Origin of the sequence: Paenibacillus apis, assembly GCF_018333295.1 — a bacterium.
Lineage (GTDB): Bacteria > Bacillota > Bacilli > Paenibacillales > Paenibacillaceae > Fontibacillus > Fontibacillus antibioticophila.
Window position 1 is genome coordinate 214,694 of record NZ_BORS01000010.1, and the last position, 15,406, is coordinate 230,099.

The 15,406-nt window shown below is 43.9% G+C and carries 19 protein-coding genes and 1 pseudogene; 1 reads left to right on the forward strand and 19 read right to left on the reverse strand.

Going from position 1 to position 15,406, the window contains the following annotated elements:
• Nucleotides 1-18 precede the first annotated feature (18 nt).
• The 19 genes and pseudogenes from KI362_RS15815 to KI362_RS15905 form a co-directional block, all read right to left on the reverse strand.
• A complete protein-coding gene (locus KI362_RS15815) occupies nt 19-276 on the reverse strand; it encodes a hypothetical protein (RefSeq protein ID WP_301628487.1) in 258 nt (85 codons plus the stop codon).
• Nucleotides 251-574: a hypothetical protein gene (locus KI362_RS15820; RefSeq protein WP_301628489.1), complete on the reverse strand. Its 324-nt coding sequence runs from the start codon at nt 572-574 to the stop codon at nt 251-253. Before KI362_RS15820 ends, KI362_RS15815 begins: the two co-directional genes overlap by 26 nt.
• A 14-nt stretch (nt 575-588) precedes the next feature.
• On the reverse strand, nt 589-1,578 hold the full coding sequence (locus KI362_RS15825; protein WP_301628491.1) for a WG repeat-containing protein: 990 nt from the start codon (nt 1,576-1,578) through the stop codon (nt 589-591).
• Nucleotides 1,551-1,847 carry a hypothetical protein gene (locus KI362_RS15830; protein ID WP_049895206.1) on the reverse strand — a complete coding sequence of 99 codons (297 nt, stop codon included), beginning with the start codon at nt 1,845-1,847 and terminating at the stop codon, nt 1,551-1,553. Before KI362_RS15830 ends, KI362_RS15825 begins: the two co-directional genes overlap by 28 nt.
• Nucleotides 1,848-2,033: 186 nt before the next feature.
• Complete coding sequence (locus tag KI362_RS15835; protein ID WP_301628496.1) at nt 2,034-2,465, reverse strand: hypothetical protein; 432 nt, start codon at nt 2,463-2,465, stop codon at nt 2,034-2,036.
• Nucleotides 2,466-2,557: 92 nt separating this feature from the next.
• Nucleotides 2,558-2,647 (reverse strand): annotated as a pseudogene (locus KI362_RS15840) (SMI1/KNR4 family protein); the annotation flags it as partial.
• A gap of 109 nt (nt 2,648-2,756) precedes the next feature.
• Nucleotides 2,757-3,683 (reverse strand): ankyrin repeat domain-containing protein, encoded by a 927-nt coding sequence (locus KI362_RS15845; RefSeq protein WP_301628498.1) that lies wholly within the window; start codon nt 3,681-3,683, stop codon nt 2,757-2,759.
• Between the two features lie 27 nt (nt 3,684-3,710).
• Complete coding sequence (locus KI362_RS15850; RefSeq protein WP_301628499.1) at nt 3,711-3,902, reverse strand: hypothetical protein; 192 nt, start codon at nt 3,900-3,902, stop codon at nt 3,711-3,713.
• Nucleotides 3,880-4,404 carry a hypothetical protein gene (locus KI362_RS15855; protein ID WP_301628501.1) on the reverse strand — a complete coding sequence of 175 codons (525 nt, stop codon included), beginning with the start codon at nt 4,402-4,404 and terminating at the stop codon, nt 3,880-3,882. Before KI362_RS15855 ends, KI362_RS15850 begins: the two co-directional genes overlap by 23 nt.
• 294 nt (nt 4,405-4,698) lie before the next feature.
• A complete protein-coding gene (locus tag KI362_RS15860) occupies nt 4,699-5,013 on the reverse strand; it encodes a hypothetical protein (protein WP_044482387.1) in 315 nt (104 codons plus the stop codon).
• Between the two features lie 12 nt (nt 5,014-5,025).
• Nucleotides 5,026-5,160: a hypothetical protein gene (locus KI362_RS15865; RefSeq protein ID WP_262362720.1), complete on the reverse strand. Its 135-nt coding sequence runs from the start codon at nt 5,158-5,160 to the stop codon at nt 5,026-5,028.
• Nucleotides 5,161-5,728: 568 nt separating this feature from the next.
• Nucleotides 5,729-6,151 (reverse strand): SUKH-3 domain-containing protein, encoded by a 423-nt coding sequence (locus KI362_RS15870; RefSeq protein ID WP_301628504.1) that lies wholly within the window; start codon nt 6,149-6,151, stop codon nt 5,729-5,731.
• Between the two features lie 11 nt (nt 6,152-6,162).
• Complete coding sequence (locus tag KI362_RS15875; protein WP_301628506.1) at nt 6,163-6,675, reverse strand: NAD+--asparagine ADP-ribosyltransferase; 513 nt, start codon at nt 6,673-6,675, stop codon at nt 6,163-6,165.
• Nucleotides 6,676-6,719: 44 nt separating this feature from the next.
• Nucleotides 6,720-6,959, reverse strand: a complete 240-nt coding sequence (locus tag KI362_RS15880; protein WP_301628507.1) for a hypothetical protein — start codon at nt 6,957-6,959, stop codon at nt 6,720-6,722.
• A 422-nt stretch (nt 6,960-7,381) separates the two neighbouring features.
• Nucleotides 7,382-9,367: a hypothetical protein gene (locus KI362_RS15885; protein ID WP_301628508.1), complete on the reverse strand. Its 1,986-nt coding sequence runs from the start codon at nt 9,365-9,367 to the stop codon at nt 7,382-7,384.
• Between the two features lie 29 nt (nt 9,368-9,396).
• Nucleotides 9,397-10,116, reverse strand: coding sequence for a GntR family transcriptional regulator (locus KI362_RS15890; protein WP_301628510.1), 720 nt, complete (start codon nt 10,114-10,116; stop codon nt 9,397-9,399).
• 90 nt (nt 10,117-10,206) lie between these two features.
• The gene (locus KI362_RS15895) at nt 10,207-11,073 is read right to left on the reverse strand and encodes a carbohydrate ABC transporter permease (protein ID WP_301628512.1); all 867 of its coding nucleotides are present in this window, start codon (nt 11,071-11,073) and stop codon (nt 10,207-10,209) included.
• A gap of 40 nt (nt 11,074-11,113) precedes the next feature.
• Nucleotides 11,114-12,328 carry an extracellular solute-binding protein gene (locus KI362_RS15900; RefSeq protein ID WP_301628514.1) on the reverse strand — a complete coding sequence of 405 codons (1,215 nt, stop codon included), beginning with the start codon at nt 12,326-12,328 and terminating at the stop codon, nt 11,114-11,116.
• 13 nt (nt 12,329-12,341) lie between these two features.
• The gene (locus KI362_RS15905; protein WP_301628516.1) at nt 12,342-13,154 is read right to left on the reverse strand and encodes a carbohydrate ABC transporter permease; all 813 of its coding nucleotides are present in this window, start codon (nt 13,152-13,154) and stop codon (nt 12,342-12,344) included.
• A 219-nt stretch (nt 13,155-13,373) separates the two neighbouring features.
• Here KI362_RS15905 and KI362_RS15910 point away from each other — a divergent pair, with 219 nt between their 5' ends.
• Nucleotides 13,374-15,080 carry a DUF4127 family protein gene (locus tag KI362_RS15910; RefSeq protein ID WP_301628518.1) on the forward strand — a complete coding sequence of 569 codons (1,707 nt, stop codon included), beginning with the start codon at nt 13,374-13,376 and terminating at the stop codon, nt 15,078-15,080.
• The last annotated feature ends 326 nt before the right edge of the window (nt 15,081-15,406 follow it).

Below are 15,406 nucleotides of genomic sequence, written 5' to 3' on the forward strand. Positions count from 1 at the left end.
AACATTACCTATCTACTCTTATTCATCATCTAGATGGGGTGCGACCTGATAACCCGATGGATCAAACATATATGCAACACATGCTTGTTCATCAGAAAGAATCAGACTCACCGTATCTCCTCCACCAAAAGGCGAAGGTGGTACTTTCATGTTAACAGCCCAAGTGTATCCCTCAACACCTTCAAATCTCTCATAAAAAGCTATTGACTCCCCATGATTGAAGTTGATTACTCCCTCTATTTGATACTCATCATTTATAATTTCGAGAAATTTCAAGTACTCGCTCTATAGTTAATAGAGTATTTATTTCAGATAATTTACTTCTTTTAATTCCGAATATTAGAAAAGAAATGCCTTTTTCTTCATCAGAAATAACTAATAATTTATCAAAATCCACAAAATCGATCTCAACAACCCAAGCACCACCATGCAATGCAAAAAACTTCTCATAATACTGAATAGATTTGTTTATGTCACTTTGAATTGTCCAAGGAACAAAGTACTTGTTGCGCTCGTTGATGTACTCATGTGCAATATTTATGGCTTCCAATGCAGTAAGTTGAGACCTATTCATGTAAGCACTCCCTGTTACCAAAGATCAAATCCCCTCGGCTTCAATATCCAACGGCCTCTCTGATCAAGGTATCCCCATTCCCCGTTGTAATTCACATATGCCAGGCCATCCCGAAAGGACTTAGCTGTCAAAAACACATTATTAATAACGTACTTTCCCTTTTGATTAATAAAACCTGTTTTGTCTTTATTCACCACATCTGCTAAACCACCATAAAATGGTTCAATACTTTGAAATTGGGGCTTGATCACTACCCCACCTAAAAAATTCAAGTACCCCCATTTCCCCCCACTTTTTAATCTAAACCCTGCGAGTCCCTCACTAAATCCTTTCAACTGATAGTATTTTGGTTCAATAACAAATGCACCAGTTGAGTCGATAAATCCATAATGTTCCCCATCGAGAGTAGCTACAGCAAGACCTTCAGAAAATGGACTAGCGGAGTGAAACACAGGTTCAATAGCCATAGTACCCATAACATTTATGAAGCCAACTTTCCCGTCTTTTCTTACAGCTGCTAAGCCTTCTGAAATCGTCCCTAAGTAATCCCATTCAGGACGAATAATATACTCATTGATATGATTAATCAGCCCCATTTTTTCATCTACTTCAACAACGATCGTTTGGTCTGCATTAATCCCATGAATCTTGTTATATAATGGCAAGGTAACAACTTCTCCATATTTATCAATACAATAATCAGTTCCATTTTTAGATATCTGAGCTAAACCGTTATGAAAATCCCCATAAAAATCAGCTTCTACTTCTATTATCATCTTGTTATCTTTATTTATATATCCCTTCTTGCCATCGAATGTCCGTACCCAAGCAAGTCCATCGCTAAAATCGTAAGCATCTTTGTATTGAGGTTCAATAATGTAGCGCCCAATCCTATCAATAAAACCATATTTATTATCGACCTTCATTCTATACATAGGTATCACAACCTTATTATTAGTTAAAAGGTTCTCTGTCTTTACATCCTGCGGCAGCTCCCATGCCAAAGTGCAGCTTGAGACATGCTGCTTCCTTCCAATATATCACAGACCACAACTGCTTGTAAGCGGCTCGCCAGACGCTGCAACAGCTCCCAATCCGTCTCCTCATATTGCAAAATCGGCTCCCCGACCGCCTCGCCGCCCCCGGTGTAATAGATCATATCACTGCCCGGATAGGCCTGCAGCACTTTCCCGATCAAGGCGCTACATGTCTGCTGCTCCTCTGAAAAAGTCCGCTTGCGCTTCTCGATATCCAGCGTATACGATGCACTCACGCCTCTCCCATCCGATTCATGCTCCTTTCTTTTGGAGGTAGGGTGCATAAGTATTTTGTTTAATGAGCGCAAAAAAGCTTATCCCAACTCTCTGGGATAAGCTTCTTTGAATGATTGAATCGAAACAAATTTTCGGAAAATGAATATGAATATTCATTCGCATAGCATTTTGCAAAAATAACTCACTTAGCTTTGTGTTACCGGATGTCCGTTAGGGTCTAACATACCCATTACTGCTTTATCTCGGTCCGATACAATTAAAGTATACTCTTCAAACAAAAAAGGATTTGGTTGTAAATCTACATTAACTCTCCAAGCAGGTCGAATATCATCATTCTCTCTATTTTCTGGATCTACTTTAAACGTATAGGCTTCATCAAAAAACAAATTTTCTATTTGTTCATTAATCGTGCCTTCCAATTCATTTTCTTGATGGTACTGTTTGGCTATTTTAATAACTTCCATTGGTGCTAATACTGTTTCTATTGTAATTTCCTCTAATTTACGATAATGTCTTGGAATATCTTCTTTCTTCAATTTTAAATATTCATTAAATTCTTCATCACTTAAATTTTTAAACTCTTCACTTGTCATTTTCTCATATTTGTCTAATGACATCTCATCATTTCCTTTTATCTTAATTTTATCCTTAATCCTTCAATATAACTTAGTGAATGACTTAACGAAGCTTCATCAATACTCCGTTCAATGTCGTCGTCACCAAGAAATGTTACTGACTCTAGCGGGACCAAGCCCATTGATTCACTGGCATAATAGTAAAAACCATCATTAGTATTTCTTATAGTATATAAAACAGAATAAACATTTTCTGCCTTCATTATACAAAAAGCTTTTTCCATACTCACAGTCTTAAGTAGGAAAAGCTTTTTTGATGTCAAAGTCTTTTTTTCAAAAATATTCCTTAAGTAAATCAACAATTTGCTCTCGATTTGAGTGTTTTGCAAGAGTATAAGCGTCCATATTTTTCATGAATTCATTCGTATATTTTAGATTAGCATTTATCCCGTTCTCCAACAGAAGCTTAGATGCTTCATAGTTGCCTTTACGAATAGCAGTAAAAAGTGGATTTAGTTTTGGTGTACTTACATTTATCATAATTTTATGTGATAACAACAATTGTACAACTTCATTCTCTAACTCAAAAACTGCATTATTCAACTCAATTCCGCTGAACTTATTCAAATCAGCTCCCAACAAAATCAAATCCTTGGCCAATTCTATATGTTTTGATTTAATTGCAACATTTAATAATGAGCCATCTCTTGTAATGATGTCGCAGTAAGTAGAATTATCATGTATTAAACTTCTGTTATTATTCAAGGCGCCGATTCTTAATTTCTCAGATATAATTACTGTTTCATCTGATTCTCCCCATAAAGACTCAATATTGTAACGTTCTTCATATGCTTGATATTCACTAGATCCTGGTTTAGGTCCGTTAATTACAGCCTTTATAAATTCCTCTGGAGGGCAATAGCCATGCTCACTTATATAATGAAGCATTATACTGGGAGCAGCATATTTCTGTTCGCCGGTCTCACTAATCACTCGAATTTCTGATAATCCTAGTTTGGAAAGCTCCACTGAATCCGTTAATGTAGGAAAATGAACCTTCTCACCATTACACAGGCAACAATTCAAATTTCCTCTGATTTCATTAAATGGTCTTTTAACATACAACCATAAATTATCGATAAATTCACTTGGAACACCTCCCTTATTGTGTTCATTCACTTCATTTATCCATCCAATATTTTGCGCATTTTCAAAATGATGAAGAGAATAATAAGTTAAATCTTTATAATACTCAGTCATCTATAACTCTCCATTTCATTTAATATATTAATCAATCAAATCCATAGCTTTTAATATATTCTTCGAGCGTTCACTATAACACCATGCACAAATAATCGTGCCTTCACCATTTACTATTTCACTTAATTTTTCTTTCGGTATATCATTAATATCAAATATATTAACATTGGCATGATCTCCCCATCTCGCTAAATCCTCATCGAAAAATTTGGGGTTCACGAATAAGAGTGCCATCTATTGTGCCATGTGCCCCAGTTAACAGATTAATTTTCCTATTTGCTTCGTCAAGAATACTAGAAAAATGCTTCTGTAGTATTTTATCAGTAGATACATGCACAGTTCCACCAGATTCATTTATAACAGAGTAAAATGTTGGTGGATCAAAACCTCTTTCGATCCCTTTATCTGCTCCTGACTTACTATTCCCATCAAAGGGTACATCCAGTACCTTAGGGAAGCCTTTCATCTTCTTCCCAAGCACACTGCCTGCATCACTGAGCTTCTCCAGCGCCTTCTGGTATCCTACTGCCGCTTTATCCATACCCTTCGATATCCCGGACTTAATGGAAGCGGGGCTGATCTTATTTCCAATCTTCCCAATAAAACTGCCCAGCTTCTTGGCATACTTGTTATCCAGCACGCCTAAGGTCACCATACCAATCCCGGCATCCATCGCTACGGTCTTCCAGTTAATCTTCTCCCCGCGCAGCACCTGATCCATAATGCTACTGAACGCGCCTTCCGCCCCGGCCATACCCACCTTAAGGGCAAACGCTGTTCCGATGGCGGCTCCAGGTCCGAAGATGGCACCACTTACCGCTCCTAGAAACTTTCCTTTAGCCCATTCAACGCATAGGCAACAGAATCGAACAGAAAAAAAGCCTATAGCCAATTCGACTATGAGTTAGCTTAGGCCTTAGCAAATTATATGCATACATTAAGTCGGCAACTCTGTACACAAAACATTTGTCCAAAAACTGTCGCGATAAGTTTTTTACAATCCGCCATATAGCTTTTATAATTCTGCACTTTGATTATCATCCAATAAAACAAAAACATGATTTCCAGTTTTAATCTTTGAAAAATCTTCTGAATCATAAATAGTAATTCCAATATTGATCATCCCAGATATAGAAGTTGAAACATTCATCTTCTTCACTTTAAATTGCAATTCTTCGTTTGTAGTTTTAACCATAATATATTTATCCACAAGATAAGGCAGCTTCGTGTTATTTGAGGAAAATATTGGGTCAGCTCCCCCTACAATAATACATCCTAGTTTGTCATGGCTCTTGCTATAGCCAATTTCCATAATATGTGTATAGGACATTTTGTATCCTCCTTACCTTTCAAAAATATCAAGTAACTGTTTAACATCTTTCAGCTTCAATCCTTCATTTCTTAACCTTTGAATACCGCTGATGCTCATTCCTCTTTGCTCTAACAGATTCCCAAGGGTTATCCTCACTTGTTTCATTTTCAATCCCCCATTCCATTTATGCGTTGACTGTACTCGTAAGCGTACGATCTAATTCAATTAGATGACGTACGCTTATACGTACAGTGAGCATATTTATTCCTATTTTTTATAGAAAGGTGACTTCCTCGTGATACAAAGTATTTGTATTGTTTTAGGTCCCTATGATGAGAAGGATTTAGAATATGCTGTAACACTTGGCTATCTTGTTCATGAGCGTTAGGCTGTATATGTGACAGATAGCTACTTGTGGTTGCGTAAAGTCCTAAAAGCCTCTCATCTTTCTTATTTATACTTTGGTGATCCACACAGCGCGGGACTTGTTCTAGCTACAAATATTACTTCATCTCATTTGAGTTGAAATAGGCTTTTTAGCTCAAAAGAAAGACTAAAGATACGAAACTCAACAAAACATTTTCGGGATGGGGAAAGTCAATATTACATCTCCTGAAAGATTTCACGCTTAGCTTGATAATTTACCAATTATCCCGGTAGATGTCATACTTCATATTACAATCCGTCTAATAAAAAAATTAATTAAATAGCTAGCTAGTTTACACAGTGTAAACTAAGATTCCCCCCACGGAGTTCCCCCATTGCCACTAATTAAATTCTCCCATGCTTCCATCGCAGAGTCCCCCAGTTTTCCAGTACTACAATACACTTTTCCACTTTCAGAAACAAACAATATCAAATAATCACTGTCAATTTTCCCTACAGGAACTAATCTTTCTTGAGCATAATTTTCCTCTGATTTGAAACTACCGTTAGCATAGTAACTAGTAAACTTCACACTTGTATCATGAACTTCTTCATTTATAGTGTCCTTTAAAACTAAATCTCCAAATTCTTCAATAAAATCCTTTACTGATTGAAAAACGGTATAACCATTTTCCTCTAAATTATTTTTGAATTCTTTTATATCAATTTTCCTTCCTTCATACCATCCTGAATCAGTTAAAATCTTCAAAGTTTCATTGCTTATGTTCAACTAAATCTCTCCTAATCCATTGAGTTCATAAAATCTTCAAACATTATTCTACAATTATTATTACAAAAGGCTTTAACAAGCCCCGTACCAACAGTTACGGATCTCAACACAAGATTTTTAATTTTTGCACCTTGGAGAATAGCATCTCTAACCGCCCATACCTCAGCACAATTTTCCACAAGCCAGTTCTTTTGCATGCTCGGTTCTAACTCATTATTCTTGAAATATTTCCCCTTAGAAGCTGCCTCATCTTTTGACTTTTGAATTAAATCTCTTAATTTCCCCATCTCTTCTTTAACGGATTTTATATTCTTTCCTGAAAAATATGATGGATTATAAGCCACTAGTTCATCTATATAGTCATCAGTTAACTTTTGCCTATAGAATTCTACATATTCATTTGGACTCTTCAGTTCAATGTTCACAATACTTGGATTATTTTGATAGATTCCGAGACGTTTTAGTAGCATCAACTGCAACACTCGCCACGGCTGGTTTAAAATCCGGTCCATATCTACTTCCATCTCTTATTGATTTTGTATAATCATCTAACAGTTCTGGCGCGAGTTCAAAAGCATCCTTTTTCTTCAGTTTCTTCCCAAGCTTGCCTAATGCCAAATTCCATTTGTGTAAGATCCGAAATCGTGGCTTGAATATCCGATTTATACCCTTCAGCGCTACGTGGACGAGCATAATCCGTATCCAGGTTGCGAAGATACTCAGAGTCGTTGCTCCAGTCTGCGTAAATCTCCGCATCTTGTTCCGTTAATGCTGTTAACTTAACCCTATTACCTTGGAATAGGTTCACTTGACCAACACCTCCGCCAATGCTTGCTTAAGCTGTTCCTTATCAAATAGAGAATTGTCGATAATCATCTTGTTGATCTGCAAGCAGCTCAAAATTTCTTTTTCCAATGTTGCTCTGCCCAATGTAATTTCCTCCGTTCATCATTTAAGAGGATAGCAGACTAAGCGTAAAAGTGAAGAGATGCGGTTTTTTCCTCCATTAAAAAACGGATACCGTCAGGTATCCGCAGAATAGTGGTCGTGGTCGTCACCATGGCTGTCTGCATACCCTGTAATTGAATTTAGAATACATGCCTAACAAAACGGTGTTAACGCCGCTTCATTAAAAACATGCTCTCCCATCATTCATCCCTGCGGGGCAATCAACATTAGGCCAGGCTCCTTCATATGCATCTCTACAGCTAGAATAGCACCCGTCTCAGGTTAGGGCATATGAATTTTGCCGCTGTTATACCATAACGCATCATTCGTTCCTGCCTTATGAAGATCGATCAATGTGTTGCTTGATGCTTGATAATCTACGCTTGGCTTGGAGGAGCTTCCAGAATCCCAAATATAATTGTGAACCCATTCGATCGCATTTCCCCGAATTTCGCCAATGTTGTACCAAATCAAGCCGGTGTTCTCACTGGTATGCAGCTCAATGACCTTATCGTTGCCTACGAATGCAACCGTCGGATCATTACCATTTTGCCCTTGCATATCTCCTGTCGTTCCCCAGGTTATTGAACCATCTTCATTCCAGGTACCCAGTGTGTAGTTCAGGCGCCCATTATTCTGATAGGCCACGACAAGCTGATCATTCTGGAAAGCAACATCCGGTCTTTCCGCTCTTTGATCAAGGATGGAGCCTGTATGCTGCCACGCGATTTGGTAGTTGTCCGGGTTGATCAATCCTGCCTGATATTGCAGCTTGCCCCCGTTCAGGTAAACGAGTACGATACGATCACCGTCGATTGCCACATGAGGCCAGGAGCCCTCGGTGTGCTGGCCGCCTATGGCAATGCGCTCATTAGTCATCCATGTCATCGTTGAGTCCGCTTCCAGTCGCCCGATATTAGCCCATAAACCTGAGCCAGTCCCATCCGTTTGATTCACTTGCACTACGATGTGCTGGCCGTTAACCTCAGTCACATCACTATGCGGCTGAATACCGTTCTTGCTGCTGCCGTTTGGATCAATCCGCTTGTTCGTCAACCACTGGATATATCCATCGTCCTGAATGCTGCCGACAGAGTACCACAGGTTATTGTTCAGCAGCCCTTCCGCCTTGTGTACCTCGACCACGCGATTGTCGCTCGTTAAGGAGACGGAGACATCAGTGCCGCTTTGCGTGCCTCCTGCCTTTTCGACCCTATGATTATAATCTCTTAGAGGCACAAGGAAGCGGTCGAACACCTTGGTTATCGCTTCATAGGAATCTGTGGATACGAAGTGACGGGTACCCAGCTTATGATTCATATAAGCAAATTGTGTCCAGCGCTGTGCAGCATCCCCATCGCCATTCGGGAACTTATAGTGCCAAGCCCCCTCATTGCCGTTCAAGCTGTAGAAGCGGAGTGTATATCCTTTGTCCGTGGCCATCCGCAGCATCTCCTCCAAACGTTCCTCCTCATCCTGAGACCAGTTCCCTGGAGTTAGCAGGTCGAAGCCGCTCTCAATATGCTTCCAGTGGATAGCGTAGAAGCGATGATAGATATCCGCATCGTTTGGAAAATAATCAGCAGGATTCCCCCGCCGCCCGTCCGTCAAACTGTACACCTCGTCCTTGAAGGCCAGCAGTTTACCCGTCGTGCCGGAGATATAATCAAAATAAGCACTCTTCAAACCCTCAGAGCCGGAAAGGCAAACGGTGATAGCATGTTCGGTAAAGCTGCCCGCATCCCCAACATTCCCGGAGGTCATCAGCGCGTCATAATGCTCCAGTATCGCTTGCAGCGAGCGGGCAATTTGCGCATAATCAGGATTGTTAGCAGTCTTCATATCCAGATTGATAACGATACTCTGCCCATCACCATGTACGCTTCCACCATTACGCTCAATCTGGGCTACAACCTCTTCGAAATATTGATAAAGATTCCGTGTATTCGGCTGTGCAGCAGCATCGTGCTTAACGTACAATTTGATCTGGCCTTGCAAATAGTCGGGATATTGCGGACCGGAGTAAGTGCTATGGCCAGAGTCGACCATGATATCAAGTTCCACATTGTAGAAACGGGTATCCAGCGCTCGAAGAAACTTGCGGTCCGGGTCTTGTTCATCATAAGTATCATGAAATGCCTTATACGAGTTGGAGTTGATCGAAAGGGGGGCTTCCGCCATAACGCCGGCCGAAATCGGAGACCATAAGAGAACTGCCCCCATGAACGCCGTTAATGCCGCCCTTCCCCAAATTAGCTGCTTGCTCATGATAACCACTCCTTCGGATTAAAAGGTTGTCATTTCCGTTCCCTGCGAATCCAGAAATTGAAAATATCATTTCTCAAATAGTCAAATGAATACAAGACTTCCCGGTTCCGCTCGTCATAGTGCAATTGCTTCATTAAAATAACGGGGGTGTCGACTTCCTCATCCATCTGCAACCGTCTGACATACTTATCCTGCTTGAGAGGTACCAGCAACTCCGTATCGGCTCTGGCAATGTGAATCTTGCAGGTCTCCTCCAGAAATCCAAATAAAGATCCGGAGAAATTCACACGCTCGAAGGCGTCTTCCACCAATTCCTTCGGCATAATGTTAATGGAGTAAGCGACCGCCTCTCCATCGGCATAACGAACCCGCTCCAGCTTCACTACACTGGAATCCTCCGCAATATTCAAAGCATCGGCCCATTCTTTTTTGCACACCACCTCCCCGATCATTTCTTTTGTATCCGCCTCGGTCAGCCCGGCTAGCTTAATCATCGTACCCGTGCTCTGAAGGACCTCCAGACGGCTTGGAATGACGGGCAGGGGCTTAATGACAAAGGTGCCAATGCCATGCTTCACCAACAGCTTGCCCTCCTGCTCCAGCAGCTTGATGGCGGCGCGCAGCGTTTCTCGACTTACATTGAAATACTTCGCCAATTCGTATTCAGAGGGCAGTCTTTGCCCTACTTTCCATAACCGGTTGTCGATCATTTTCTCGATCTCTTGTTTGATGTGTTGGTAGCCAATCAATAGGTTCGTCCCCGATTCCTTCAAATTTCCTTGGGTTCCAATAGTTCTCTCTGTAAAGCTTCCAAGAGCTTTGGATATTTGTACTCCTTGTTACTGGCTTCCCCGAATGGAACGCAGGATATAAGCGATGGAGAAGGCCAGCACGAGCAGCACCATAATGATGGAAGCCGCAGCGCTATATCCAAACTGCAAATTGTACACCCCATGCCGGTAAATATATTGCGTAACTGTCGTGGTCGAGTTGGCAGGCCCTCCGCCTGTCAAAATGTTGACTTTGTCGAACAACCGGAAGGTATCGATCGTCCGCAGCAGCACGACAAGCAGCAAGCCCGGCCATAAGTGGGGCAATGTAATATGAGCGAATACCTTCCACCCGCCTGCTCCATCCACCCTTGCCGCCTCATATTGCGACCTGGGGATGGCTTGCAATGCAGCATATAGCAGCAAGAACGCAAACGGAGTCCATTGCCAAATATCGATGAGCAAAATCGCATTAAAGGCCAGCCTAATATCCATCAGGAAATTAAAGGGACCCATGCCGAAAATCGACAGCAAGTGGTTAATGATCCCGTTATGATTGCTGAGCATCATTTGCCACACCAGCGCCACCGTAACCGGCGGCAGCAGGGACGGCAATAGCAATGTCACTCTCAGCAGCCGCAGGCCCCGCTTCATGCTCTCCACAAGCAGCGCAATACCGAGCCCCAGAGCCGTTTCAATCGAAACGGCCAGGAGCATAAATTTTACTGTATTCCAGACGGCCCGCTGGAACAGGTCATCGTTCAGAATCTTCATATAATTGCTTAAGCCAACAAACTGCTTGGACTCCGCGGCCAGGTAATAATAATCGGTAAAGCTGTTCGCCACCGTATAGATGAAGGGAAACACGGTCAAACCGATCAAGAGCACGATGACGGGAGCCAGCATCGCTGCTTGAAACCGCCGCTTACTAGTCAAAGGTATACCGCTCCTTTATATCCATCAATATCTTCGCTCCTTATTGCATAACCTGGTCCATCGCTTGATTGGCTGCTGCTAAAGCATCCTCTACCGATTTGGTTCCAGCGATAGCCGCCGACAATTCGGCTCCAAGCGCTTCTTCTGCCAAAGACCATTTTGGTGTTCTGGGCCGGGCTTGCGAATTTTGCAGAGCTTCAAGCTGGACCGGGAAATGCTTATACTTGGCAGCAAGCTCACTATCCAGATAAACGCTCTTGCGAGTAGGCACACCGCCATGCTCTACCATGGTCTTCTGACTTTCCGCGCTGGTAATAAAGGTGAGGAACTGGGCCGCAAGCTCTGGATTCTGGGAATTAGCTGCCACACCCATCATCCAGTTCCCGATCATCCCGGTGGACATCGATTCTCCACTAGCGGTTGCTTTGGATGGAATGGGGGCATAGTCCGCTTGGGCCGTCTCTCCAGAGATGAACCACGAAGGCCAGCCTAGTGCCATCGCCCCGCGTCCTTCCGCTAAGGAGCTGACGATGTCCGTCGTCTCGTAATTCTCGCCCACAGCCAGCAGACGGATATAAGTATTCAGCGCATCACGCCCTGCCTCGGAATTCACTTCTGCTTTCCAGTTCTCGTCAAAGACTTGTCCGCCGTAAGCCCAGAAGATAGGCAGGAAATCGGAAACGATCGGGTTGCCCTGTTGGCCGCGAATAACGTAACCTGCGACACCATCTGCCGCATGGGCTTCCTCAGCCATATTCAGCACTTCCTCCCAGCTTCCTGGCACGTTATAGCCGTGCTTGTTGAACAGTTCCTTGTTATAGAAGAACAATTGAACATTGCCCGCAAACGGCAGGGCATACAGTTCCCCGGTGTCGTAAGGATGTTTGCCAAGAGCCAGTGAGGATTCCTCAAAATCGGCATCCGCCTCTACATCCAGCTCAGACAGATTAGCGAATAGACCAGCTTCACTGAATTCAGGCATCCACGGATCATCAGCCATAATCAGGTCGTAAGCGCCCTTCTTGTTCTTGGCGTCCAGAGATACCTTTTGCTTCAGGTCCGCTGCTTCCAGTCCAACAATTTCAACGGTGACGTTATGCTCCTGTTCAAACGCTCCCTTCACCGCTTCCATCGCCGTGACATGCGAACCGCCCCTTGCTGCGATCACCAGCTTGTCCGATCCGCCAGACTGACATCCGGCGAGCAGACCAACCGCCATAACGGCACTAAGCACGATTCCTAAACTTTTCTTCATTTCTCTCATCCTCCTATTCTTTAATCGCACCGGCCGTAAGGCCGCTCATTAAATGCTTCTGCATAAATACCGCTGTCAAAATCACCGGCACCATGGATACAATTCCACCGCTCGCAACTTTTCCCCACTCCGTCAGTTCCTGTTCACTGTTCAAGGTGGCTAACTTGAGCGGAATGGTGAAGTCACCCGGACTTTGAATGAAAATAACGCTGTACAAATACTCATTCCATGAATCCATAAACGATAGAATGGTCACTGCGGCAATCCCCGGCAATACCAGGGGCAATACCACCTTATAGAACACAAGAAAATCGGAAGCTCCGTCAATCCTGGCACTTTCTTCAATCTCCTCCGGCACGGTATAAAAGAAGGTCACCATAAACCAGATGACAAAGGGTAGATTTACCAGCACATGCGCCAGGATGACCGGAATCTTCGTATTCAGCAATCCGGCATCATTCATTAGTATGTAAAGCGGGAGCGCGAAGGCGATAGGCGGAAGCACCCGGACTAGCAAAATCCAAATGAGCAGCGTTCGCTTGAACGGGACCCGAAAGGCTTTTCTCCCCAGTACATAGGCGCTCGATAGCCCAAAAGCCAGCACAATGAGCAAGGACACCGCCGTCACTATAAAGCTATTGATAAATGGAATGAAGTAATGATCCTCTGCAAAAATGTTGATGAAGTGCTCCAAGGTGATGGATTTCGGCCAAAGCGTGACGTCAGTGAGCACATCCGCCGACCGCTGCATCGCCATAACGAGCATCCAATAGATCGGGAACAATGTCACCGTTAATACCAGAGCCAGCAAACCATATTTGGGCATTGCCCTTAGCCTGTTCAAGTGTTCAAATAACCTCCTTCCCTTTAATGGTCTAGACGTCTATACCTTTCACTATATGGGCCGTTTGTTATCGGGATATTAGTGCTGTTTTAAGCGGAGATGAAATAAATTTGGAGAGCAGGTTGTTTTTAAGTGGGTAAAAACATCTTTATAAGTGAAGGCCTTCATCAGGGCCAACCAACTTGAAAGGAGAAACAGCACATGAAAAACGTATTGTATGTCCCTCTGGATGATCGTCCCGTCAATTTGGATGATGTTGTCAGACAAGGCTGCTCGGCCGGTTTGAACTTGATTACCCCAAGCAGCGCAGACCTCCGAAATGGCCTGGACACCGTGGCTATCACCTCAGGCTCCGAAATTCTTGGCACCCGCAAACCGATCTATGGGAACACGGCAAACCTTCGGCAGTTCATTCTAGACCGTGCGGCATCGGTGGATGGATTTATTATCTCTACGGATATGCTGGCTTACGGGGGCCTCATCGGCAGTAGACGCCTGCGTGAATGCGATAGCGGTGATTATCCAGACTATGATCGATCGGTAACCCGTCTGCTCGATGTCATTCGCCGGATTAAGCAGCGATACCCAAGCAAGCCTGTGTATGTTCTCGATACCATCATGAGACTGGCTACCACGACTTATGTGGAAGGCTTGACTTATGACGCATATGTGGAATCCCGTGAGTTGATGGGGCGGCCGCGCCGCTCATGCACCCGCTTTGACGATATTCTGTCAGACTACAACATTTCAGACACGGGTGAGCCTTACGGAAGCACAACCCATTTTGATAAAGAGGCGTATTACAACACCCGGCGGCATAAGTTTAAAACCAATCATTACATTCTCGATCAGTTAACCCGTCCAGGGTTTATCGATTTTCTCGCTATTGGTGTGGACGATGCCAACACGCAGGGGGTACAAATCAACGAAATCCGCTTCGTGGAACAATTTATTGATCATGCGCTGGATGGACGGGGCGGACAAAATCCGGACCGCGCTGTCATTCTGCCGGATGCGGATGGATTAGGCCACGCTCTCGTCGCCCGAATGGCGAATCAATTGTATCGAAATGGAGGAAAGCAACGATTCTCGATTCAATATTACGGTCCGGACGGCTCCACAATCATCAACCCATATGAATACATGAGTGTACATGATAATCTGCTTCGCCACATCGATATGGTCGGTGGCAGGCACGTGGCCGAAGCACCGGACATCGAGATTATCGCCATTACGGGCGCTGATGAAGCAAGCAACGCCGTTCACCGAATACAAACCAACGGCGATAATTCGCAGGCCACGCTTGCCATTGATTTTGTGGGACAAGGGGCGGCGAATGCCGCCGTGACAGATGCTCTGCTGGAGCAACCTGTAACCGGGCGGCTTCTGGGCTATAGCGGCTGGAACACCGCGGGTAACAAGATCGGCATCGCCTTGGGCATGGCTCAAGCGAGATATGCCTTCCTCGTTACGGAGACGCAAGAATCTGCTTTGGAGAAGGCACTTCAGGCCCACGGGTCCCTATTGTTCAAGCGCTTCTTGAAGGATTACTACTATAAGGCGGTGACGATCGCCGAGATCAGAGCGTATTCCAGAAGCCATGCCCGATACAGCAACATACCTCAGAATTTTGCGGACCAGCATATGCTGCTCTTTAATTCACCGGAGGATTACAGCCATTTGCTTACGATGCTGCGAGAGCAGATGCAAGCTCATACTCCGGCTCTGGCGAGCAGGAAGGCCTTCGTTGGAGCCGACAGCACCTCGGCAGCGGCTAACGTGAAGCAAATTCATGGCTCAACCTGGACTCTGGCCGCCTATACGGGTGCAGACTTAGAGCTGAATGATCCGAATTTCAAATGGGGCCGGGCGTTTGAGATTACGTTACAGCCGAGCGTGATGTTCTGAATATTCTTATTTAGTAAGTAGTTGGTCCAACGGACATTATGTCTCCTTACGGGCCGCCTTTGGATGAGCCAGAATTGTAACGGACATTTTGGCTGCTTAGAGAGTAGAATCGAGTGAACCAGAGTCGTTTGAGCGTCCTAAGCGCCCGAAATGTCCGTTAACCCTTCGAATCATGAGAAAAAGTCCGCTAAGAGGCTAGAATGAGACTGTCTATTTTCTGTGTAAAAATGTACTACCCTGTCCTTTAGTTCTGCAAACAAACCGCAATTCGGGTACTTCAAAGGTGATTTTGGGGAGCAATTGCCCAGTCATTCGCTTTACATGGT